This is a genomic window from Streptomyces sp. NPDC031466, assembly GCF_055581265.1.
The window spans coordinates 250,342-271,124 of record NZ_JBVIJT010000009.1 but is presented as its reverse complement, the minus strand read 5'-3'; the positions used below and the strand labels follow the sequence as shown (position 1 = coordinate 271,124).

The 20,783-nt window shown below is 70.9% G+C and carries 20 protein-coding genes; 12 read left to right on the top strand and 8 right to left on the bottom strand.

What is annotated here, in order from left to right:
- Positions 1–58: 58 nt before the first annotated feature.
- The gene (locus ACZ5GP_RS23780; protein WP_468752733.1) at positions 59–901 is read right to left on the bottom strand and encodes a rhomboid-like protein; all 843 of its coding nucleotides are present in this window, start codon (positions 899–901) and stop codon (positions 59–61) included.
- A gap of 273 nt (positions 902–1,174) precedes the next feature.
- Between ACZ5GP_RS23780 and ACZ5GP_RS23775 the strand changes: the two genes are divergently transcribed.
- The 5 genes from ACZ5GP_RS23775 to ACZ5GP_RS23755 all read left to right on the top strand — a co-directional run bounded on the left by ACZ5GP_RS23775 (position 1,175) and on the right by ACZ5GP_RS23755 (position 8,173).
- Complete coding sequence (locus tag ACZ5GP_RS23775) at positions 1,175–1,873, top strand: spermidine synthase family protein (protein WP_468752732.1); 699 nt, start codon at positions 1,175–1,177, stop codon at positions 1,871–1,873.
- Between the two features lie 65 nt (positions 1,874–1,938).
- Positions 1,939–2,679 carry a response regulator transcription factor gene (locus ACZ5GP_RS23770; RefSeq protein WP_358589387.1) on the top strand — a complete coding sequence of 247 codons (741 nt, stop codon included), beginning with the start codon at positions 1,939–1,941 and terminating at the stop codon, positions 2,677–2,679.
- A 13-nt stretch (positions 2,680–2,692) separates the two neighbouring features.
- Complete coding sequence (locus ACZ5GP_RS23765) at positions 2,693–3,781, top strand: sensor histidine kinase (RefSeq protein ID WP_468752731.1); 1,089 nt, start codon at positions 2,693–2,695, stop codon at positions 3,779–3,781.
- Between the two features lie 275 nt (positions 3,782–4,056).
- A complete protein-coding gene (locus tag ACZ5GP_RS23760) occupies positions 4,057–7,860 on the top strand; it encodes a multifunctional oxoglutarate decarboxylase/oxoglutarate dehydrogenase thiamine pyrophosphate-binding subunit/dihydrolipoyllysine-residue succinyltransferase subunit (protein ID WP_468752730.1) in 3,804 nt (1,267 codons plus the stop codon).
- Between the two features lie 130 nt (positions 7,861–7,990).
- Positions 7,991–8,173: a DUF6104 family protein gene (locus ACZ5GP_RS23755; RefSeq protein WP_005312030.1), complete on the top strand. Its 183-nt coding sequence runs from the start codon at positions 7,991–7,993 to the stop codon at positions 8,171–8,173.
- A 134-nt stretch (positions 8,174–8,307) separates the two neighbouring features.
- On the opposite strand, the gene ACZ5GP_RS23750 is transcribed toward ACZ5GP_RS23755, so the two are convergent.
- The gene (locus tag ACZ5GP_RS23750; RefSeq protein ID WP_468752729.1) at positions 8,308–9,132 is read right to left on the bottom strand and encodes a hypothetical protein; all 825 of its coding nucleotides are present in this window, start codon (positions 9,130–9,132) and stop codon (positions 8,308–8,310) included.
- 182 nt (positions 9,133–9,314) lie between these two features.
- On the opposite strand from ACZ5GP_RS23750, the gene ACZ5GP_RS23745 reads away from it, so the two are divergent.
- The gene (locus ACZ5GP_RS23745) at positions 9,315–10,304 is read left to right on the top strand and encodes a DUF4097 family beta strand repeat-containing protein (protein WP_468752728.1); all 990 of its coding nucleotides are present in this window, start codon (positions 9,315–9,317) and stop codon (positions 10,302–10,304) included.
- 1 nt (position 10,305) lies between these two features.
- Entirely contained in the window at positions 10,306–11,814 is a 1,509-nt protein-coding gene (locus ACZ5GP_RS23740) for a helix-turn-helix transcriptional regulator (RefSeq protein WP_468752727.1), read from the top strand.
- A gap of 24 nt (positions 11,815–11,838) precedes the next feature.
- Here the strand turns inward: ACZ5GP_RS23740 and ACZ5GP_RS23735 are convergent, their stop codons facing one another.
- The 4 genes from ACZ5GP_RS23735 to ACZ5GP_RS23720 form a co-directional block, all read right to left on the bottom strand.
- The gene (locus tag ACZ5GP_RS23735; protein WP_468752726.1) at positions 11,839–12,441 is read right to left on the bottom strand and encodes a Clp protease N-terminal domain-containing protein; all 603 of its coding nucleotides are present in this window, start codon (positions 12,439–12,441) and stop codon (positions 11,839–11,841) included.
- Positions 12,441–12,650 carry a helix-turn-helix domain-containing protein gene (locus tag ACZ5GP_RS23730; RefSeq protein WP_358587786.1) on the bottom strand — a complete coding sequence of 70 codons (210 nt, stop codon included), beginning with the start codon at positions 12,648–12,650 and terminating at the stop codon, positions 12,441–12,443. The genes ACZ5GP_RS23735 and ACZ5GP_RS23730 overlap by 1 nt, the downstream gene beginning before the upstream one ends.
- Positions 12,651–12,709: 59 nt before the next feature.
- Positions 12,710–13,672 carry a zinc-binding dehydrogenase gene (locus tag ACZ5GP_RS23725; RefSeq protein ID WP_468752725.1) on the bottom strand — a complete coding sequence of 321 codons (963 nt, stop codon included), beginning with the start codon at positions 13,670–13,672 and terminating at the stop codon, positions 12,710–12,712.
- A 119-nt stretch (positions 13,673–13,791) separates the two neighbouring features.
- The gene (locus ACZ5GP_RS23720) at positions 13,792–15,006 is read right to left on the bottom strand and encodes an NAD(P)-dependent malic enzyme (RefSeq protein WP_468752724.1); all 1,215 of its coding nucleotides are present in this window, start codon (positions 15,004–15,006) and stop codon (positions 13,792–13,794) included.
- 465 nt (positions 15,007–15,471) lie between these two features.
- Here ACZ5GP_RS23720 and ACZ5GP_RS23715 point away from each other — a divergent pair, with 465 nt between their 5' ends.
- From ACZ5GP_RS23715 to ACZ5GP_RS23705, 3 genes are read left to right on the top strand one after another with little or no spacing between them, the layout of a single operon-like run.
- Positions 15,472–16,428, top strand: a complete 957-nt coding sequence (locus tag ACZ5GP_RS23715) for an ABC transporter substrate-binding protein (RefSeq protein WP_468752723.1) — start codon at positions 15,472–15,474, stop codon at positions 16,426–16,428.
- A gap of 40 nt (positions 16,429–16,468) precedes the next feature.
- The gene (locus tag ACZ5GP_RS23710; protein WP_358587795.1) at positions 16,469–17,413 is read left to right on the top strand and encodes an amino acid ABC transporter permease; all 945 of its coding nucleotides are present in this window, start codon (positions 16,469–16,471) and stop codon (positions 17,411–17,413) included.
- Positions 17,413–18,174, top strand: a complete 762-nt coding sequence (locus tag ACZ5GP_RS23705) for an amino acid ABC transporter ATP-binding protein (protein ID WP_358587797.1) — start codon at positions 17,413–17,415, stop codon at positions 18,172–18,174. The genes ACZ5GP_RS23710 and ACZ5GP_RS23705 overlap by 1 nt, the downstream gene beginning before the upstream one ends.
- A 103-nt stretch (positions 18,175–18,277) precedes the next feature.
- Here the strand turns inward: ACZ5GP_RS23705 and ACZ5GP_RS23700 are convergent, their stop codons facing one another.
- Positions 18,278–19,063: a class I SAM-dependent methyltransferase gene (locus tag ACZ5GP_RS23700; protein ID WP_468752722.1), complete on the bottom strand. Its 786-nt coding sequence runs from the start codon at positions 19,061–19,063 to the stop codon at positions 18,278–18,280.
- Between the two features lie 91 nt (positions 19,064–19,154).
- Between ACZ5GP_RS23700 and ACZ5GP_RS23695 the strand changes: the two genes are divergently transcribed.
- Positions 19,155–19,805 (top strand): CGNR zinc finger domain-containing protein, encoded by a 651-nt coding sequence (locus ACZ5GP_RS23695; protein WP_468752721.1) that lies wholly within the window; start codon positions 19,155–19,157, stop codon positions 19,803–19,805.
- Here ACZ5GP_RS23695 and sodX read toward each other — a convergent pair.
- Positions 19,688–20,122, bottom strand: coding sequence for a nickel-type superoxide dismutase maturation protease (gene sodX, locus ACZ5GP_RS23690; RefSeq protein ID WP_468752720.1), 435 nt, complete (start codon positions 20,120–20,122; stop codon positions 19,688–19,690). The two genes, ACZ5GP_RS23695 and sodX, sit on opposite strands and share 118 nt — an antisense overlap.
- 145 nt (positions 20,123–20,267) lie before the next feature.
- Here sodX and sodN point away from each other — a divergent pair, with 145 nt between their 5' ends.
- Positions 20,268–20,663 carry a superoxide dismutase, Ni gene (sodN, locus tag ACZ5GP_RS23685; RefSeq protein ID WP_230902718.1) on the top strand — a complete coding sequence of 132 codons (396 nt, stop codon included), beginning with the start codon at positions 20,268–20,270 and terminating at the stop codon, positions 20,661–20,663.
- The last annotated feature ends 120 nt before the right edge of the window (positions 20,664–20,783 follow it).

Below are 20,783 nucleotides of genomic sequence, written 5' to 3'. Positions count from 1 at the left end.
CAATGTTCCCCCGGGGGCGTTCGCTCTCAGCGATCACCCTTCGGGAGGACGGGGAGGATCAGGCGCCGCGCGTCTGGGACCGGCGCCCGCGCCCGAGCAGCGGCCAGGTGGAGACGCCGATCACCAGCGCCAGCAGATGGCCCCAGTTGGTCATCGGATCGGCGAACTCGATCAGGTCCTCGACCAGCATCCAGCCGAAGCCGGCCAGCACGGCCCACCGCAGCCAGGGGGTGAGCAGCCCGGCGAGCGCGCCGACGCTGGCCGCGACACCGAAGCTGATGCCGTAGTCGAGGCGGTGCAGCGAACTGTCCGGCAGATGCCCCGCGAGCACCGACAGGCCCACCGGCACCTCCGTCGCCAGGGTGGCGACGACGTGCCCGAGCAGGAAGACCCCGGCGGTGCGCCAGCCACCGATCCGACGCTCCAGCGCGGTGAGGACCAGCAGGAAGCCGATCGCGTACGGCGATGTGATGCCGCCCGCGATCCACAGCGCGCTGGCGACGAGAACGAGGACGGGCTTGTGCGCGAGGTGCGCGACGTCGGTGCTGGAACCCCGGAGCAGCGCGTCGACCGTGTCCGGGTCGGCGTACCGGCTCAGCAGGGAAGTGGCGGCGAGGACGAGCCCGTAGCCGAAGGTGAAGGGGGTGGCCCGGGGATCGGGGAGCAGCCGCCAGGGTCTGGCCCCGACCCGCCGGGACCGGGCACCGCCGCTCTCGGCCCGCCCGGGATCAGCGGCGGGCACGCGAGGTCCGGGCGGCGCGGGACGGCGGCCCGGCTGGCACGGGAGCGCGTTCAGGGTGGGCGACTCGGCCCGGGTGGGCGGCTCGACGCGGGAGGGCGGCTCACGGTCCCCGGGCCCCGGGGCGATGAGGGTGTCCGAGGACTCGACGCTCTGGTTCACGAGTGAGGCGCTCCTTCCGTCCCGCCCTACCCTTTGCCCAATTTTCGAGCACTGTCTATGACCGGGGCCACGTGGGACGCGATTCACAGCAACCTCCAAGGCGACTTCCGCGTTGCCCACGTCTCTTCTGCGCCGCCGGCACCTTCAGCGTTACCCGCGAACGCCCACCTCACCGGCCTTCCGCGCCACCGGGCTCCCTCGTCCCGCGCACCGCCCGGGGAGGACTTCCGCGTTCCCCGGAGAACCACCGGCCCCCGCGCCTACGCTGACGCCATGCGCACCCCCACCACCGCCCCCGTCGTCCTCGACCGGCGCGAGGGTCCGTACGGCGAGGTCGTCCTGCGGCGCCACGGTGAGCTGCTCCAGATCATCGCCAACGGCTGTTTCCTGATGGACACCTCCGACGGCCGCTCCGAGCGGCTGCTCGTCGACGCGGCGCGGGACGCCCTCGACGACCGCCCGGAGCCCTCCGTGCTGATCGGCGGGCTCGGCGTCGGTTTCTCCCTCGCGCACGCCGCCGCCGACCCCCGCTGGGGACGCATCACCGTGGTCGAGCGCGAGGACGCCATCATCGACTGGCATCGGACGGGACCGCTCGCCGAACTGTCCGCGGCGGCACTCGCCGACTCACGTACGCAAATTCTTCACACGGACCTCGTCAGCCACCTCCAGGGGGCACCAGGCGCCCCTTCCGGCTCGCCGGAAACGTACGACGCGCTCTGTCTGGACATCGACAACGGTCCGGACTGGACGGTGACGGAGGGCAACAACTCCCTTTACTCGCCCGCCGGTCTGGACGCCTGCAAAGCCCGGCTCACCCCGGGCGGAGTGCTCGCCGTGTGGTCCGCGAAGCCCTCGTCCGCTTTCGACGACGCTCTACGGAATGCCGGATTCCGGAGGGTACGAACCGAAGAGATCCCCGTTGCCCGAGGCGTCCCGGACGTGGTGCACCTCGGCGTCAGGGCTGCGTAGCCGAGGTGCCTTCGCGACCCGTACCCTGCTGACCGAACACAAGCGATCAGTGTCAGGGGCGGGCGATGGAGCAGACACACACCTCCCACAACAGCGCCACGGCGGCGACACCCGGCGCCCAGCGCCGGGTCCTGGTGGTCGAGGACGACCCGACGATCGTCGACGCCATCGCCGCCCGGCTGCGGGCCGAGGGTTTTGTTGTGCAAACGGCCACGGACGGCCCCTCGGCGGTCGACACCGCCCAGGCCTGGCAGCCCGACCTGCTGATCCTCGACATCATGCTGCCGGGCTTCGACGGCCTCGAGGTGTGCCGCCGGGTCCAGGCCCAGCGGCCCGTCCCGGTCCTCATGCTCACCGCGCGTGACGACGAGACGGACATGCTGGTCGGGCTCGGGGTCGGCGCGGACGACTACATGACCAAGCCGTTCTCGATGCGCGAGCTCGCGGCCCGGGTGCACGTCCTGCTGCGCCGCGTCGAGCGCGCCGCGCTCGCCGCGACCACGCCCCGCAGCGGCATCCTGCGCCTGGGCGAACTGGAGATCGACCACGCCCAGCGGCGTGTGCGGGTGCGCAGCGAGGACGTCCACCTGACGCCCACCGAGTTCGATCTGCTGGTCTGCCTGGCCAACACCCCGCGCGCCGTCCTCTCCCGCGAGCAGCTCCTCGCCGAGGTGTGGGACTGGGCGGACGCGTCCGGCACCCGGACCGTCGACAGCCACATCAAGGCGCTGCGCCGGAAGATCGGTGCCGAGCGCATCCGCACCGTGCACGGCGTGGGCTACGCCCTTGAGACCCCGGCGCCGTGAGGCCGGTCCTGCCGTGAGCGGGCCCTTCGGGCCGTTCCAGGGGCTGCGGCCGTTCTCCATCAAGACCAAGCTCGGCGCCCTCGTGGTCGTCTCGGTGTTCATCACCACGGGACTGCTCCTGGTGGCCATGAAGACGGAGACCGAGCTGCGCTTCATCACCGTCTTCTCGGTGATCGCCACCCTGCTCATCACGCAGTTCGTGGCGCACAGCCTCACCGCGCCGCTCGACGAGATGAACGCGGTGGCCCGCGCGGTGAGCCACGGCGACTACACGCGCCGCGTGCGCGGTGCCGACCGGCGCGACGAGCTGGGCGACGTGGCCACCACGATCAACGCCATGGCCGACGACCTGGAGGCCCAGGACACCCAACGCAAGGAGCTGGTCGCCAACGTCAGCCACGAGCTGCGCACCCCGATCGCCGCCCTGCGCGCCGTCCTGGAGAACGTCGTGGACGGCGTCTCCGCCGCCGACCCGGAGACGATGCGCACGGCCCTGAAGCAGACCGAGCGCCTGGGGCGGCTCGTGGAGACCCTGCTCGACCTCTCCCGCCTCGACAACGGCGTCGTACCGCTGCACGCCCGCCGCTTCGAGGTCTGGCCGTATCTGTCGGGCGTCCTGAAGGAGGCCAACATGGTGGCCTCCGCGCGCGCGGGCATCGCCTCCGGTTCCGGCAGCCACACCCGCGCGGACGTCCATCTGCACCTGGACGTCTCACCCCCGGAACTGACGGCCCACGCCGACGCGGAACGGCTGCACCAGGTGGTGGCGAACCTCATCGACAACGCGGTCAAGCACAGCCCGCCGCACGGCCGCGTGACGGTGCGGGCCAGGCGCGGGCCCTACCCCGAGTCCCTGGACCTGGAGGTGCTCGACGAGGGGCCCGGAATCCCCCAGTCCGAGTGGCACCGGGTCTTCGAGCGGTTCAACCGGGGCAGCCACGCGGGCGCCCCCGCCAAGAACTCCGCCAACGACGGCGGCACGGGCCTCGGCCTCGCCATCGCGCGCTGGGCCGTCGATCTGCACGGCGGCCACATCGGGGTGGCCGAATCCCCACGCGGCTGCCGGATCCAGGTCACTCTTCCGGGCCTGCCCGAAGAGTGAAGTTGACGTAGGGTTCGAAACGGAAGCGATTCACCGGCCGCCCTCCGGGCACCCGGGAGCCGCCGCCGCGCGTAGACGTCCTTCGGACGTACCCGCGCGGCCATCCGGCGTTGCGGAACCCCGCTTGTTTCCCGCCATTTACAGCCCCGAAACCACTCGCCCAGTGTGACTTACGCGACGGATGACGGGCCCGGTCTGCACCCAGCGCCGATGGAGGCGTAGCCTTTATTTCCGCTGTCCATCACCTTGTGAAGCGGAAGAGGGCGGTTACCGCCGTGTCGCCACAGTCCCCCAGTAACTCGAGCACTTCGACCGACCAAGACGCGCAGGGCAAGGACCCTGCCGCTGCCTTCGGTCCCAATGAGTGGCTCGTCGACGAGATCTATCAGCAGTACCTCCAGGACCCGAATTCGGTCGACCGAGCCTGGTGGGACTTCTTCGCCGACTACAAGCCAGGGGCGAGCGCTTCCACAGCCGCCGCCCCGGCGCAGCCGGCGGGTGACGCGGCCGCGGGGGTCGCGTCCCCCACTGCTCCCGCCGCGCCCGCCGCCCCGGCCCAGGCCCCAGCGGCCCCGGCCAAGGCCGCTCCGGCGGCCGAGAAGCCCGCCGCACCCGCGGCGAAGCCCGCGGCCGCCGCCCCGGCGCCCGCCGCGAAGCCGGCCGCCGCGAAGCCCGCCGCCAAGGCGGAGCCGGCGGCCGAGGCCCCGGCCGGGCCCGAGTACGTGACGCTGCGCGGCCCCTCCGCGGCCGTGGCGAAGAACATGAACGCCTCGATCGAGGTCCCGACGGCCACGTCGGTCCGCGCGGTCCCGGTGAAGCTGCTCTTCGACAACCGCATCGTCATCAACAACCACCTCAAGCGCGCCCGCGGCGGGAAGATCTCCTTCACGCACCTGATCGGGTACGCGATGGTGCAGGCCATCAAGGCCATGCCGTCGATGAACTACTCCTTCGTGGAGAAGGACGGCAAGCCGACCCTGGTCAAGCCGGAGCACATCAACTTCGGCCTCGCCATCGACCTGGTGAAGCCCAACGGCGACCGCCAGCTGGTCGTCGCGGGCATCAAGAAGGCCGAGACCCTGAACTTCTTCGAGTTCTGGCAGGCCTACGAGGACATCGTCCGCCGGGCCCGCGACGGCAAGCTCGGCATGGACGACTTCACCGGCGTCACGGTCTCCCTGACCAACCCCGGCGGCCTCGGCACCGTCCACTCGGTCCCGCGTCTGATGCCCGGCCAGTCGGTCATCATGGGCGTCGGCTCCATGGACTACCCCGCGGAGTTCCAGGGCACCTCCCAGGACACCCTGAACAAGCTCGGCATCTCCAAGGTCATGACGCTCACGTCGACCTACGACCACCGGGTCATCCAGGGCGCCGCCTCCGGCGAGTTCCTGCGGATCGTCGCCAACCTCCTCCTCGGCGAGAACGACTTCTACGACGAGATCTTCGAGGCGCTGCGCATCCCCTACGAGCCGGTCCGCTGGTTCAAGGACATCGACGCCTCGCACGACGACGACGTCACGAAGGCCGCCCGCGTCTTCGAGCTGATCCACTCCTACCGGGTGCGCGGCCACGTCATGGCCGACACGGACCCGCTGGAGTACAAGCAGCGCAAGCACCCCGACCTGGACATCACCGAGCACGGCCTCACCCTGTGGGACCTGGAGCGGGAGTTCGCGGTCGGCGGCTTCGCCGGCAAGTCGATGATGAAGCTGCGCGACGTCCTCGGCGTGCTGCGCGACTCGTACTGCCGCACCACCGGCGTCGAGTTCATGCACATCCAGGACCCCAAGCAGCGCAGGTGGCTCCAGGACCGCATCGAGCGCCAGCACGCCACCAAGCCCGAGCGCGAGGAGCAGCTGCGCATCCTGCGCCGGCTGAACGCCGCCGAGGCGTTCGAGACGTTCCTGCAGACCAAGTACGTCGGCCAGAAGCGCTTCTCCCTGGAGGGCGGCGAGTCCGTCATCCCGCTGCTCGACGCGGTCATCGACTCCGCCGCCGAGTCGCGCCTGGACGAGGTCGTCATCGGCATGGCCCACCGCGGCAGGCTGAACGTCCTCGCCAACATCGTCGGCAAGTCGTACGCGCAGATCTTCCGCGAGTTCGAGGGCAACCTCGACCCGAAGTCGATGCACGGCTCCGGCGACGTGAAGTACCACCTGGGCGCCGAGGGCACCTTCACCGGCCTGGACGGCGAGCAGATCAAGGTCTCGCTGGCCGCCAACCCCTCCCACCTGGAGGCGGTCGACCCGGTCCTGGAAGGCATCGTCCGCGCCAAGCAGGACATCATCAACAAGGGCGGCACGGACTTCACGGTCCTGCCCGTCGCCTTGCACGGTGACGCGGCCTTCGCGGGCCAGGGCGTGGTCGCCGAGACCCTGAACATGTCGCAGCTGCGCGGCTACCGCACGGGCGGCACGGTCCACGTCGTCATCAACAACCAGGTCGGCTTCACCGCCGCCCCGGAGTCGTCCCGCTCGTCGATGTACTCGACGGACGTGGCGCGCATGATCGAGGCGCCGATCTTCCACGTGAACGGCGACGACCCGGAGGCCGTGGTCCGCGTGGCGCGCCTGGCCTTCGAGTTCCGTCAGGCGTTCAACAAGGACGTCGTGATCGACCTCATCTGCTACCGCCGCCGCGGTCACAACGAGTCGGACAACCCGGCGTTCACCCAGCCGCTGATGTACGACCTGATCGACAAGAAGCGCTCGGTGCGCAAGCTCTACACCGAGTCCCTCATCGGTCGCGGCGACATCACCCTGGAAGAGGCCGAGCAGGCCCTGCAGGACTACCAGGGGCAGCTGGAGAAGGTCTTCACCGAGGTCCGCGAGGCCACCTCGCAGCCCTCGCCGATGGACGTCTCCGGTCCGGAGGCCGAGTTCCCCGTCACGGTGAACACCGCGATCTCCCAGGAGGTCGTCAAGCGCATCGCCGAGTCCCAGGTCAACATCCCCGACCACATCACCGTGCACCCGCGCCTGCTCCCGCAGCTCCAGCGCCGCGCGGCCATGGTCGAGGACGGCACGATCGACTGGGGCATGGGCGAGACCCTCGCCATCGGCTCGCTGCTCATGGAGGGCACCCCGGTGCGCCTGGCGGGCCAGGACTCGCGCCGCGGCACGTTCGGCCAGCGCCACGCGGTCCTCATCGACCGCGAGACGGGCGACGACTACACGCCGCTGCTCTACCTCTCCGAGGACCAGGCCCGCTTCAACGCCTACGACTCGCTGCTCTCGGAGTACGCGGCGATGGGCTTCGAGTACGGCTACTCCCTGGCGCGTCCCGAGTCCCTCGTGATGTGGGAGGCCCAGTTCGGTGACTTCGTCAACGGCGCGCAGACCGTCGTCGACGAGTTCATCTCCTCGGCCGAGCAGAAGTGGGGCCAGACCTCCGGCGTCACCCTGCTCCTGCCGCACGGCTACGAGGGCCAGGGCCCGGACCACTCCTCGGCCCGCCCGGAGCGCTTCCTCCAGCTCTGCGCGCAGAACAACATGACGGTCGCGATGCCGACCCTGCCGTCGAACTACTTCCACCTCCTGCGGTGGCAGGTGCACAACCCGCACCACAAGCCGCTGGTGGTCTTCACCCCGAAGTGGATGCTGCGCCTGAAGGCCGCCGCGTCCAAGACGGAGGAGTTCACCTCGGGCAGCTTCCGGCCGGTCATCGGGGACGCCTCGGTGGACCCGAAGGCGGTCCGCAAGGTCGTCTTCTGCGCCGGCAAGCTCTACTACGAGCTGGAGGCCGAGCGGCAGAAGCGGGGCGTCACGGACACGGCGATCATCCGCATCGAGCGCCTGTACCCGCTGCCGGGTTCGGAGCTCCAGGAGGAGATCTCCAAGTACCCGAACGCCGAGAAGTACCTGTGGGCGCAGGAGGAGCCGGCGAACCAGGGCGCGTGGCCCTTCATCGCCCTCAACCTCATCGACCACCTGGACCTGGCGGTCGGCGCCGACATCCCGCACGGCGAGCGGCTGCGGCGCATCTCGCGCCCGCACGGCTCGTCGCCGGCGGTCGGCTCGAAGAAGCGCCACGAGCAGGAGCAGCAGCAGCTCCTGAGCGAGGTCTTCGAGGCCTAGGCCTCAGTGGTCCCCGTCCGGTGGGCCCGGCCCCGAGTGCTTGTCGCTCGGGGCCGGGCCCACCGGCGTGTGCGCGGGTCCCGGCCGCCTACCATGAGGGGCAAGAGACCGTCCGCATCAGGAGCATGAGTTGTACTTCACCGACCGTGGCATCGAGGAGCTGGAGAAGCGGCGCGGCGAGGAAGAGGTCACCTTCGAGTGGCTCGCCGAGCAGCTCCGCACCTTCGTGGACCTCAACCCGGACTTCGAGGTCCCGGTCGAGCGCCTGGCGACGTGGCTGGCCCGGCTGGACGACGAGGACGACGAGGAGTAGGCGCCTGGCCCACTCCGGGTACGGGCCATGCGCGTCGGCGCGGGGGCGTGGGGGTCCGAAGGGTTGCCGGATGTTGAGCGGATGCCGGGCCCGTCAGCTCCTGGGCCGGGGTTGCCGAACCGGCGCTCGGCCCGTCAGCTCCCGGACCTGAGCCGGTCGTACGTGAGTCCCAGCGCGCCCTGCGCCAGCAGCACCGCGGCCGCCGCGGCCCAGCCCCCGCTGTGGCGCCGGACGGCCCAGGCGGCGAGCGGCAGCCCGGCCGCCACCTGGGCCGCGGCCAGCGCCCGCGCCTTGGGACCCCGCACCCACGCACCGAGCGGCCCGCTCTCGACCACGTCGAACTCCGCCCGCACCGCGTCACGCCACCCGGACCACTCGACCCTGCGCAGGCCGCGCTGATCCCGAGCCACCTCCCGCAGCCGGCCGGCCGGTTCGCCGGGGGCGAGGCCCGCCGGCAGGGCGAGCCCCGTACGGGTGAGGACGGCGACCAGGCCGAGCATCCTGGCGCGCGCGTCGGCCTGCGGATCGGGGCGGGCCAGCACCTCCAGGGCCTGCACGTCCAGCACGGGGTCGAGGCCGAGCCGCGCGGCGAACGTCCGCATCGCCTCGTCCTCGCCGACAGGCGTGCCGCCGGCCAGCCATTCATAGCCGACGGTGCGCCGGAAGCCCGCCGCCAGGGTGTAGCCGGAGCGGTCGGTGTCCCACCACAGGGCGAGCACGGGCCGGCCCGAGCCGACCGCGAGCGCCGTCGCCCAGCCGGTGAGCACCCGGTCGACCGGCTCCTCGCCGTACGACCACGGCGCGCCCCCGGGCACCAGAACGCTCCACCCGTCACCGGCGGGCACGAGCAGCATTCCCTCACGCAGCAGGTGCGCCGCGGGCTCCGTGGTGTCGGGGTCCGCCCGGCACAGCAGCAGCGCGCCGACGCCCTGGGCACGCTCGGAGGCATCTGACGACATGCCCCCACGCTAGGACAGATCGCGACATTCGGCGCACAGGCGACCACGGAGCCCGGTTCACCCTCGACATGTCTTGACATCCCGTATCCGCGATATATCGTGAACGAGAGAGACGCGATATGGCGCGTCGTGCCACGCCCGGCCGGGACCGCCCTCGCCGACCACCGCCAAGGAGGCCGCCCATGCCCGAGTGGTCCATCGCCGAGCCGCGAAAAGTCACGTTCGACACCCCGGTGTCGACCCTCCAGGTCCGCATCGTCAACGGAACGGTGAATGTGGTGGGTACGGCCGAGGGTTCCGCCCGCCTGGAGGTCTCCGAGATCGAGGGCCGCCCCTTGACCATCACCCACACGGACGACACCCTCTCCGTCGCCTATGACGACCTGCCGTGGCAGGGCCTGCTCAAGTGGCTGAACGGCACGGACAGACACCGCAAGGCGGTGGTCTCGCTGGCCGTGCCCCCGGGCACCCGCGTGGAGGTCGGCGTGATCGGCGCCGGCGCCACGGTCTCCGGCATCGCGGGGCGCACGGAGGTCAAGGGCGTCTCCGGGGACACGACCCTCGTCGGCCTCTCGGGGCCGGTCCACGCGCGCACGGTCTCCGGGAGCGTCGAAGCGCAGGGCCTGACGGGCGACCTGCGGTTCCGCTCGGTGGCCGGCGACCTCACCCTCGTGGAGGCAGCGGGCCCCTCCGTCCGGGCGGACTCGGTGAGCGGCTCGATGATCGTCGACCTCACCCCGGCGGACAGGCCCGCGGACGTCGCCCTGACGAGCGTCTCGGGCGAGATCGCCATCCGCCTTCCCCACCCGGCGGACGCGGAAGTGGAGGTGGGCACGGCGAGCGGCCCGGTCTCGAACGCCTTCGCGGCCCTGCGGGTGAGCACCGATCGAACCACTCCCGCCCCGCCCACGGAGCCTTTCCGCACCCCGGGTGGTCCGGGTGGTCCGGGTGGTCCGGGTGACGCGCGGGCTTGGGGATGGGGCGCCAAACGGATCACGGGGCGGCTCGGTCCGGGCAACGGCCGGCTGAAGGCGACGACGGTGTCCGGGGCGATCGCGCTCCTGCGCAGACCGCCCATGGACGAAGATCTTCCCGAGGACGCCGTGCCCCCCGCCCCTGCGGCGGACGCCACCGCGACCGATGACGTCCCGACCGACAAGAAGGTGCTCTGAGATGCCTCCGGTGTTCGCCCACGGCCGCCTGCGCCTGTACCTGCTCAAGCTGCTGGACGAGGCTCCCCGCCACGGCTACGAGGTGATCCGCCTCCTCGAAGAGCGCTTCCAGGGCCTGTACGCACCCTCGGCGGGCACGGTCTACCCGCGCCTCGCGAAGCTGGAGGCCGAGGGCCTGGTCACGCACACCTCCGAGGGCGGCAGGAAGGTCTACGCCATCACGGACGCCGGCCGCGCCGAACTGGCCGACCGCGGCGGCGAGCTGGCCGACCTGGAGCTGGAGATCCGCGAGTCCGTCGCCGAACTGGCCGCCGAGATCCGCGACGGCGTCCAGGGCGCCGCGGGCGAGCTGCGCCGCGAGATGCGGGCGGCCGCCAAGGAGGCACGCGCCTCCGGCGGCGCGGGTCCGGGCAAGGGCTTCCCCGACCCGGCCGGCCTCTTCGAGAGCCCCTGGGGCGACAAGGAGGGCTGGCACCAGGCGAAGGAGGAGTTCAAGCGCGCCAAGCAGGAGTGGAAGGAGCAGGCGCGCCGCGCCAAGGACGAGAGCCGTCGGGCCCGTGAGGAGGCCCAGCGGGCCCGCCGTCAGGCCAAGGACGCCCAGGAGAAGGCGCGGGCCGTGGCGCAGGAGGAGGCCCAGCGCATCGCGCGGCGCGTCCAGGAGCAGGTCCAGGACCACTTCACGCGGGGCGACTGGCCCACCGGCCTCCGGGAGGGTCTGACGGAACTGGCGAAGGAGTTCGGCGAGTTCGGCCTGGACTTCGGCAAACACTTCCCGCACCCGCCCCGCCGGCACCCGGCCTCCGACACGGCCCCCGGCCCCACCACCACCGAACCCGGAACCACCCCCAACACGGACCCCGCAGCCACTCCCCGCACGGACCCCGGATCCACCCCCGGCACGAATCCCGGACCCACCTCGGGGACCACCCCCGGCACGGGCCACACAGCCACCCCCGGGGCAGCGCCCGGCACGGGCCCCGAGCCCACCTTCACCAAGCCTGGAGCCGCCCCCGACACGGACCGCGGACCCACCCCCGGGGCAGCGCCCGGCGCAGGCCCCGAGCCCACCTTCACCAAGCCCGGAACCACCCCCGACACGGACCCCGCAGCCACTCCCGGCACGGACCCCGGACCCACCTCCGCGGCAGCGCCCGGCACGGACCCCGGACCCACCTCCGCGGCAGCGCCCGGCACGGACCCCGGACCCACCCCCGGGGCAGCCCCCGGCAGGGGCCACGCAGCCGTTCCCGAAACCGCCCCCGGGACCGGCCCGGCCTTCACCGATGCCGCCGAAGGCCTGACCGTCGGCTACATCCCCGACTGGGCCCAGGAGGACTCGACCGGCAACCCGGCCCGCGACCTCGACCGCCTGCTCGACCGCTTCCGCGACGACATCCGCGACGCGGCCCGGGACAACGGCATCAGCGAGGCCCAACTCCGAGACGTGCGCCGCCACTTGTCCACAGCAGCCGCCCACATCGCGTCCAGCTTGCGACCCGGGGAGGACTGAGCCCCCTGCGGATCACCGTCGGCCTCAGCCCGCGCCGCGAGCCGTGCCACCCGCGCCTGTGACCCCGCCGTGCAGGACGCGGTCCACCGACGCATGGGTCACGCCATGGTCCGCGAGGACCTCCGCCGTGACGCCCGGGCGGACGGTGAGGGCGAGCAGGATGTGCTCGTCGCCGATGCGGCGGTCGTGACGAGCGGTGGCGATGCGCAAGGACTGCACCAGTGCGTCCTTGGCCTCGCGGGAGAACGGGACCCGGCCGAACCAGGCCTTCCCGGTCCGTCGGCCCCGCCCCCGCTTGCCGCCGCCTGCCGCCAGCGCGCCCTCGCCGTGACTCTCCTCGACCCGCGAGACGATCTCGGCCAGGTCGATGCCGAGCCCGGCCAGCGCGTCCGTGTCGGCCCGCGACAGACCTCCGCGGCGCCGAGCACCGCTCAGCGCCGCCTCGATGGAGTCCCTGCGCCGCGCGGCACCGAGCGAGGCGAGGGCGAAGGACGCCCGGCTCGCCTCACGGTCGAACAGGGCGAGCAGCATGTGCCCGCCGTCGACCGCCTCGGCATGCTCCCGCTCGGCGCACTCGACCGCGCCCAGCACCACGGCGCGGGCGTCCTTGGTGAACCGCTCGAACATCACTGCCTCCCGTACTTCTTGTGCACGGCCTGCCTGCTCACTCCGAGCTCCGCGGCGATCTCCTGCCACGACCAGCCCTGCCGGCGCGCGCTGCGCACCTGCACGGCCTCCAGCCGCTCCACCAGCTTCCGCAGCGCGGAAACGGCACGCAGCCCGACCCGTGGATCCTGATCACCCGCCCGCTCGGCGAGATCCGTGGCTTCGCTCATGCACGTCAACCTACGTTGACAGGAGGGTGTCGTCAACCTTCATTGACAGCGTCAGTCGGTCAGACCTCCAGGACGATCTTGCCGAACAGCTCCCCGGACGCCAGCCGCTCGAAGCCCTCCCGTGCGCGGTCCAGCGGCAGCACCTCGTCGATGACGGGACGGACACCGGTGAGGGCGCAGAAGGAGAGCAGGTCCTCCAGTTCGTCCTTGGTGCCCATCGTCGAGCCGACGATCTTCAGCTCCAGGAAGAAAATCCGGGTGAGTTCCGCGTGCGAGGGCCGGTCGCCGCTGGTCGCCCCCGAGATCACCAGCGTGCCGCCCGGCTTCAGCGACTTGACCGAGTGCGACCAGGTCGCCGCGCCCACCGTCTCGATGACCGCGTCGACCCGCTGGGGAAGCCGGGCACCGGACTCGACCGCCTCCACCGCGCCCAGCTCCAGCGCCCGCTTGCGCTTGGCCTCGTCACGGCTGGTGGCGAAGACCCGCAGGCCCGCCGCCTTGCCCAGCACGATCGCGGCCGTGGCGACACCGCCGCCCGCGCCCTGCACGAGCACCGAATCGCCGGGGCGCACACCGGCGTTGGTGAACAGCATGCGGTACGCGGTCAGCCACGCCGTCGGCAGACAGGCGGCCTCGGCGAACGACAGGTCCTTCGGCTTGGGGAGCACGTTCCAGGTGGGCACGGCGACGCGCTCCGCGAAGGTCCCCTGGTACTTCTCGGTCAGGATGGACCGGCCCTCGCGGGGTCCGACGCCGTGGCCGGACTGGCCGATGACGGAGTGCAGGACGACCTCGTTGCCGTCCTCGTCGATCCCGGCCGCGTCACAGCCGAGGATCATCGGCAGTTTGTCCTCGGCGAGGCCGACCCCGCGCAGCGACCACAGGTCGTGGTGGTTGAGGGAGGCGGCCTTGACGTTCACGGTCGACCAGCCGGGGCGCGCCTCGGGGGCGGGCCGCTCCCCCAACTCGAGGCCGTCGAGCGGCTGGTCACGGTCGATACGGGCAGCGTAGGCAGCGAACATGCCGCCGACCTTAGGCCGCCCCCCGGCCGCGACGGAACCACGTACGACTGTGACACGCGCCGCGCCCCCCGCCGCGAGGTGCACGGCGGGGGGCGCGGTCACCTGATCGAGGCGGACGCTCAGCTGCGGGCGACGCCCTCCGCCCGCGCGGCGGCGGCGACCGCGGCCGTCACGGCCGGGGCGACCCGCTCGTCGAACGGCGACGGGATCACGTAGGCGGCGGACAGCTCGTCCCCGACGACCCCCGCGAGGGCGTCGGCGGCGGCGATCTTCATGCCCTCGGTGATCCGCGAGGCCCGCACCTGGAGCGCCCCGGCGAAGATGCCGGGGAAGGCCAGGACGTTGTTGATCTGGTTCGGGTAGTCCGAGCGCCCGGTCGCCACCACGGCCGCGTACTTGTGCGCGATGTCCGGGTGGACCTCGGGGTTGGGGTTGGCCATGGCGAACACGAAGGAGTCGGGCGCCATGGAGGCGACCGCCGGCTCCGGCACGGTGCCGCCCGAGACCCCGATGAACACATCGGCGCCGGCCAGCGCGGCCTCCAGCGACCCGCTCAGCCCGGCCTTGTTGGTCAGCTCGGCGAGCTCCCGCTTGACCGGGGTGAGGTCGTCCCGGTCCCGGCTCACGACGCCCTTGCGGTCCGCGACCGCCACGTCACCGAGGCCCGCCTCCAGCAGGAACTTGGCGATGGCGATCCCGGCCGCACCGGCGCCGGAGATGACGGCGCGCAGCTCGCCGAGGGTGCGCCCGGTCAGCTTCGCCGCGTTGCGCAGCGCCGCCAGCGTGACGACGGCCGTGCCGTGCTGGTCGTCGTGGAAGACCGGGATGTCGAGCCGCTCCTGGAGCTTGCGCTCGATCTCGAAGCATCGGGGCGCCGAGATGTCCTCCAGGTTCACGCCGCCGAACGAGGGGGCGAGCCGCACCACGGTCTCGACGATCTCGTCGGCGTCGGTCGTCGCGAGCGCGATCGGCACCGCGTCCACGCCGCCGAACTGCTTGAAGAGAATGGCCTTGCCCTCCATGACGGGGAGGGAGGCCTCGGGACCGATGTCGCCGAGACCGAGCACCGCGGTCCCGTCGGTCACGACGGCGACGACGTTCGACTTCCACGTGTAGTCGTTCACCAGCTCGGGCCGCTCGGCGATCGCGCTGCACACTTTCGCGACGCCGGGCGTGTACGCCAGGGACAGGTCGTCCTTGTCGCGGACCGGCACGGTGGCCTGCACGGCCATCTTGCCGCCGCGGTGCAGCGCAAACGCCGGATCGAAGGGCTCGTCGGCGCCCTCGTGATCCGTACTGCTGTCGCTGCGAGGATTGACGATCTCCGCTGCCACTTGTCTGACCCCTTAAGTCTTAATCATTCGTTGAGGGTGTCCACTCCCGGTTGAGAAGTGGGCGGGCACCGTGTCCGTTCCCCGTCTGTCGACGGAGGAGAGGTACGGACACGCGGGCGCGCCGCACACGCGCCCTGGGCCCCGGATGAGGGGTGTAGCCAACCTTTGTACCCGAAGGCGGCGGGCGTGGGCGAGTGACATTGCTTGCCATGGCCACGACCGCCGGTCCATATGGCGAGATGGGCGGGATATCGCCCGGTTGGCGATGGTTGGCGTCCGGCCCCATACGCCCGTGCTGTACCGGGGTGCGGGGATTCGCCACCATCCCGTTATCCGATTTTGACATCTCAGGCACCCAGAATCGGACGGTCCGAATGGCAAGATGCGCTCATCACACGAGGTCGCGACACCCGAAGGTGTGTGCCCGACCCATCGGCAACTCCCTCATCCGCCGGAGGACCCACCATGTCCGCAAGCTCCATTTGTCGTCAGACCGCAGCGAAGTCCGCGAAGTCCCGGATCGCCGCGGTCGGTGCGGTCGCGGTCGCCGGTGCGCTGCTGCTCTCCGGCTGCGGCGACCAGACGAACGACAAGGCGAGCGACTCGGTCAGCAACGCGCCGCTCGCCGACAAGCTGCCCAAGGACATCCGTGACAAGGGCGTCATCAAGGTCGGCTCCGACATCGCCTACCCGCCGGTCGAGTTCAAGGACAAGTCCGGTGCCACCGTCGGCATCGACCCGGACCTCGGTGAGGCGCTCGGCAAGCAGCTCGGCGTGAAGTTCGAGTTCGAGAACGGCACCTTCGACACCCTCCTCGGCGGTCTGCGTTCCAAGCGGTACCAGGTCGCCATGTCGGCCATGACGGACACCAAGAACCGTCAGGAGGGCATCGACGAGGAGACGGGCAAGAAGGTCGGCAGCGGCGTCGACTTCGTCGACTACTTCACCGCCGGCGTCTCGATCTACACCAAGAAGGGCGACGACCAGGGCATCGAGAACTGGTCCGACCTCTGCGGCAAGAAGATCGTCGTCCAGCGGGGCACCGTCTCGCACGACCTGGCCAAGGCCGAGTCGAAGAAGTGCAAGGGCGGCAAGAAGATCTCCATCGAGCAGTACGACAACGACCAGCAGGCCCAGACCCGGCTGCGCTCCGGCGGCGCGGACGCCGGTTCGTCCGACTTCCCGGTGGCCGCGTACGCGGTGAAGACCTCCGGCGGCGGCAAGGACTTCCAGCTCGTCGGCGAGCAGGTCGAGGCGGCTCCGTACGGCATCGCGGTCTCCAAGAAGAACCCCGAGCTGCGGGACGCCATCAAGGCCGCGCTCGACGCGATCATCAAGAACGGCGACTACGCGAAGATCATCAAGAAGTGGGGCGTCGAGGACGGCGCGGTCACCGAGGCCAAGGTCAACGGCGGCAAGTGAGCGCGCCCCTCTCCCCCCTAGTCGCTGAAAGGCCACCCACGTGAGCTCCGACATCTCCAAGAAGGGCCCCGAGGACGACGTCCCGAAGGCGCGGCAGGCGGAGGCCATCAAGGCCATCCCCGTGCGGCACTTCGGCCGGTACGTCGCCGCGGTCCTCGCGATCGGCGCCCTCGCCGCGATCGTCTACGCCTTCGCGCAGGGCGACATCAACTGGGGCGCGATCCCCGACAACTTCTTCGACGAACGCATCCTCAAGGGCGTCCGCGAGACGCTGATCCTGACGTTCCTGTCGATGCTCATCGGCGTCGTCGGCGGCGTGATCCTCTCCGTGATGCGCCTGTCGAAGAACCCGGTGACCTCCTCGATCGCCTGGTTCTACATCTGGTTCTTCCGGGGTACGCCGGTCCTGGTCCAGCTCTTCGTCTGGTTCAACCTCGGCTTCGTCTTCGACTACGTGAACCTCGGCCCCGTCTACAAGGACGAGTGGTCGGACTTCATGACGCCGTTCCTGACGGCGCTGCTCGGCCTCGGCCTGAACGAGGCGGCGTACATGGCGGAGATCTGCCGCGCCGGCCTGCTCTCGGTCGACGAGGGCCAGACGGAGGCCGCGCACGCGCTCGGCATGAGCCACGGCAAGACGCTGCGCCGCGTGGTGCTTCCGCAGGCGATGCGGGTGGTCGTACCGCCGACGGGCAACGAGTTCATCAACATGCTGAAGACGACCTCGCTGGTCGCGGCCGTCCAGTACTACGAGCTGCTGAAGTACGCCCAGGACATCGGCACCTCGTCCGGCGCGACCGTGGAGACGCTGCTGCTCGCCGCCTGCTGGTACCTGATCATGACGTCGATCCTCAGCGTCGGTCAGTTCTACCTGGAGCGGTACTACGCCCGCGGCTCGTCCCGCTCCCTGCCGGACACCCCCTTCCAGAAGATCAAGGCCAACATGCTGTCGCTGAGCAACCGCGGCGCCGGAGGTGTCCGCTGATGACCGCCATGGTGAAGGCCGAGGGCGTCCACAAGTCGTTCGGTCACGTAGAGGTCCTGAAGGGCATCGACCTGGAGGTCAAGTCGGGTGAGGTCTTCTGCCTCATCGGCCCCTCCGGCTCCGGCAAGTCGACGTTCCTGCGCTGCATCAACCACCTGGAGAAGATCAACGCCGGTCGGCTGTACGTCGACGGGGACCTGGTCGGTTACCGGCAGAAGGGGGACAAGCTGTACGAGCTGAAGGACAGCGAGGTCGCCCTCAAGCGCCGCGACATCGGCATGGTCTTCCAGCGCTTCAACCTCTTCCCGCACATGACGGCGCTGGAGAACGTCATGGAGGCGCCCGTCCAGGTCAAGGGCATCCCCAAGAGCCAGGCGCGCGAGCGCGCCGGTCAGCTGCTGGAGCGGGTGGGCCTCGCCGACAAGGCGAAGAACTACCCCTCGCAGCTCTCCGGTGGCCAGCAGCAGCGCGTGGCGATCGCCCGCGCGCTGGCGATGGACCCGAAGCTGATGCTCTTCGACGAGCCGACGTCGGCGCTCGACCCGGAGCTGGTCGGCGACGTCCTCGACGTCATGCGCGACCTCGCGGAGTCCGGCATGACGATGGTCGTCGTCACGCACGAGATGGGCTTCGCCCGCGAGGTGGGCGACAGTCTCGTCTTCATGGACGGCGGCGTGGTGGTCGAGTCGGGCAGCCCACGTGACGTGCTGACGAACCCGCAGCAGGAGCGGACGCAGTCGTTCCTGTCCAAGGTGCTGTAACAAGGCGCTCCGGCGCGGTGCTCCGGCGAGCGCCTCGCCAGGGGCACGGGAAGGGGCGGTACGGATCACTGATCCGTACCGCCCCTTCCGCGCTCCGAGGGGGTTACTTGAGCCCCAGGACCACCGCGTCCGAGGGCGAGGCCCACACCGCACGGGCCTCGGCGAACCCCGCCTCACGGAGCGTACGGGCGTGCCAGTCGACGGAGGGCATGTCCCCGTCGGCGTGCTCGCCGTAGATCTCGAACCGCTTGGCGGTGGGCGCGGCGAGGACCGGGTCCTGCGCGGCGAGCTGCCACCACTCCTTCCAGTCCAGGACGCCCTCGGCCTTGGCGCCGTCCATCCTGCGGTGGCGGTAGGCGCTCTCGGCGGCGTTCAGCCGCGGGGTGGCGGGGTCCGGCATGTGGTCGGCGTTCATGAAGACGCCGCCGTCCCGCACGAGCCCGGCGACCTGGCCGTAGAGCGTGGCGAGCGGCTCGCTGTAGAGCCAATGCAGGGCGGTGGCGGTGAGGACGGCGTCGTAGGAGTCGTGCGGCAGCGCGGCGGCCCACTCGGGGTCCGTCAGGTCGGCTGTGACGAAGGTGACGCGGTCGTCGTCGGCGAAGGTGCCCTCGGCGATGGTGAGCAGCGCGGGGTCGAGGTCGACGCCGACGCTCGTCGCGTCCGGGAACCTCTTGAGCAGCCGGTCCGTAATACTTCCCGTACCGCATGCCAGATCCAGCACGCGCGGCGCGGGGCCGACGACGGCCTCGACCATGTCGAGCATGATCTGGAACCGCTCCTCGCGGTCGGGCAGGTACCACTGCTGCTGCCGGTCCCAGCTGTCCTGCCAGGCACGCCAGTCCGTGCCGGCACCGGCCGCGGTCTTGGCCCCGGTCCCCGTTCCCGTCATCAGAACCCCTTCACTCCGTAATACCCTGGTACCGCAATCGGCTATTACGTGCCGACGTGATGACCATAGCCCGCCCTCGTAAGGACTACAAGTGGAACTGGCCTATTACTCGGACTACGCCGTACGCCTGGTCAACAGCGAGGAGCCGGGCCGCGACAAGGACACGCTGACCTCGGTGGAGGCGATCCGGGACCTGTTCGGCCCGAGCACGCAGATGGCGCGCCGCGCGACGGAATCCGACCTCACCCGCTTCCGGTCGGTACGGGGCAGGCTGCGGGCGGTGTTCGAGGCGGCGGACGGCGGCGACGAGACGCTCGCGGTCGACCTGCTGAACTCACTGCTCCTGGAGTTCCCGGTGAGCCCGCAGATCTCCGGCCACGACCACCGGGACGACGACGGGCGCCCGCTGTGGCACATGCACCTGGCGGACCACCCCTCGAACGCCACCGCCGGGTACGCCGCGATCGCCGCGATGGGCCTCGCCTTCCACCTCACCGAGCACGGCGTGGACCGTCTCGGCCTGTGCGAGGCGGCGCCGTGCCGCAACGCCTACCTCGACACCTCGACGAACCGCTCCCGGCGCTACTGCTCGGACCGCTGCGCGACCCGCGCCAACGTCGCCGCCTACCGCGCCCGCAAGCGCCTGGAGACGGAGCGCTCGGCGAGCACCGGCCGCACGGCGGACACCGCCCAGCGCAGCAGCGCGGCCGGCGAGCGCCGCCCGGGGGCCGGCGGGCGGTAGCGCAGGCGTACGGCGCCGAGGACGAGGTCCGCGGGGACGACGCCGTAGTCCGTGCTGTCCCCGCCCGCGAACGCGTTGTCGCCGAGCACCCACCAGCCGCCCTCGCGGCGCTCCTTGGCGCGCTTGACGACCAGCAGGTCCTGCTGGAAGGGATGGCGCAGGACCACCACGTCACCCGGCCGGACCCGCGCGCCCCACCGCACGAGCAGCCGGTCGCCGTGGTACAGCGTGGGCACCATCGAAGGACCCGTCACCTCGGCCGCGCCCCACGGCAGGACGGCCCTCCTGCGTTCGCTCTCCTGCGACAGCTCCGGCATCACCGCCACCTCCCCGGTCCCATCCTCCACCAGTCCCGGTCCGAGCCCGGACTTTTGTCCTAAGCCCATGGGGGCACTCGCGAAAAGCCGCCTCTCACGGAGTAATGTCCCACCTGAGAAGACGATCACGAGGAAGGACAGCTTCATGCTTTCCCGCCTGTTTGCCCCCAAGGTAAAGGTCAGCGCCCACTGCGACCTGCCCTGCGGCGTGTACGACCCGGCCCAGGCCCGCATCGAGGCGGAGTCCGTCAAGGCCGTCCAGGAAAAGATGGCCGCCAACGACGACGCCCACTTCCAGGCGCGTGCCACGGTCATCAAGGAGCAGCGCGCCGAGCTCGCCAAGCACCACGTGTCGGTGCTCTGGAGCGACTACTTCAAGCCCCCGCACTTCGAGAAGTACCCGGAGCTGCACCAGCTGGTCAACGACACCCTGAAGGCCCTCTCGGCCGCCAAGGCGTCGACGGACCCGGCCACGGGCCAGAAGGCGCTGGACTACATCGCCCAGATCGACAAGATCTTCTGGGAGACCAAGAAGGCCTGACCCATGGCTAGGCCTTCCGACCTGCCGTTACGCGGGTCGCATCGCCTACCTGTCCGCACCCGGTCCGCAGGCCGTCGAGAACGGCGGCCCTGGCGGAGCGGGTGCGGTCTTTCTTCGCCC

Excerpts from the sequence above, each read along its gene's own strand:
- sodX (WP_468752720.1), bottom strand. The coding sequence starts at position 20,122 with ATGCCGGAGCTGTCGCAGGAGAGCGAACGCAGGAGGGCCGTCCTGCCG.
- ACZ5GP_RS23705 (WP_358587797.1), top strand. The coding sequence starts at position 17,413 with ATGACCGCCATGGTGAAGGCCGAGGGCGTCCACAAGTCGTTCGGTCAC.
- sodN (WP_230902718.1), top strand. The coding sequence starts at position 20,268 with ATGCTTTCCCGCCTGTTTGCCCCCAAGGTAAAGGTCAGCGCCCACTGC.
- ACZ5GP_RS23730 (WP_358587786.1), bottom strand. The coding sequence starts at position 12,650 with ATGAGCGAAGCCACGGATCTCGCCGAGCGGGCGGGTGATCAGGATCCA.
- ACZ5GP_RS23745 (WP_468752728.1), top strand. The coding sequence starts at position 9,315 with ATGCCCGAGTGGTCCATCGCCGAGCCGCGAAAAGTCACGTTCGACACC.
- ACZ5GP_RS23735 (WP_468752726.1), bottom strand. The coding sequence starts at position 12,441 with ATGTTCGAGCGGTTCACCAAGGACGCCCGCGCCGTGGTGCTGGGCGCG.
- ACZ5GP_RS23715 (WP_468752723.1), top strand. The coding sequence starts at position 15,472 with ATGTCCGCAAGCTCCATTTGTCGTCAGACCGCAGCGAAGTCCGCGAAG.
- ACZ5GP_RS23725 (WP_468752725.1), bottom strand. The coding sequence starts at position 13,672 with ATGTTCGCTGCCTACGCTGCCCGTATCGACCGTGACCAGCCGCTCGAC.
- ACZ5GP_RS23750 (WP_468752729.1), bottom strand. The coding sequence starts at position 9,132 with ATGTCGTCAGATGCCTCCGAGCGTGCCCAGGGCGTCGGCGCGCTGCTG.
- ACZ5GP_RS23770 (WP_358589387.1), top strand. The coding sequence starts at position 1,939 with ATGGAGCAGACACACACCTCCCACAACAGCGCCACGGCGGCGACACCC.
- ACZ5GP_RS23740 (WP_468752727.1), top strand. The coding sequence starts at position 10,306 with ATGCCTCCGGTGTTCGCCCACGGCCGCCTGCGCCTGTACCTGCTCAAG.
- ACZ5GP_RS23775 (WP_468752732.1), top strand. The coding sequence starts at position 1,175 with ATGCGCACCCCCACCACCGCCCCCGTCGTCCTCGACCGGCGCGAGGGT.
- ACZ5GP_RS23700 (WP_468752722.1), bottom strand. The coding sequence starts at position 19,063 with ATGACGGGAACGGGGACCGGGGCCAAGACCGCGGCCGGTGCCGGCACG.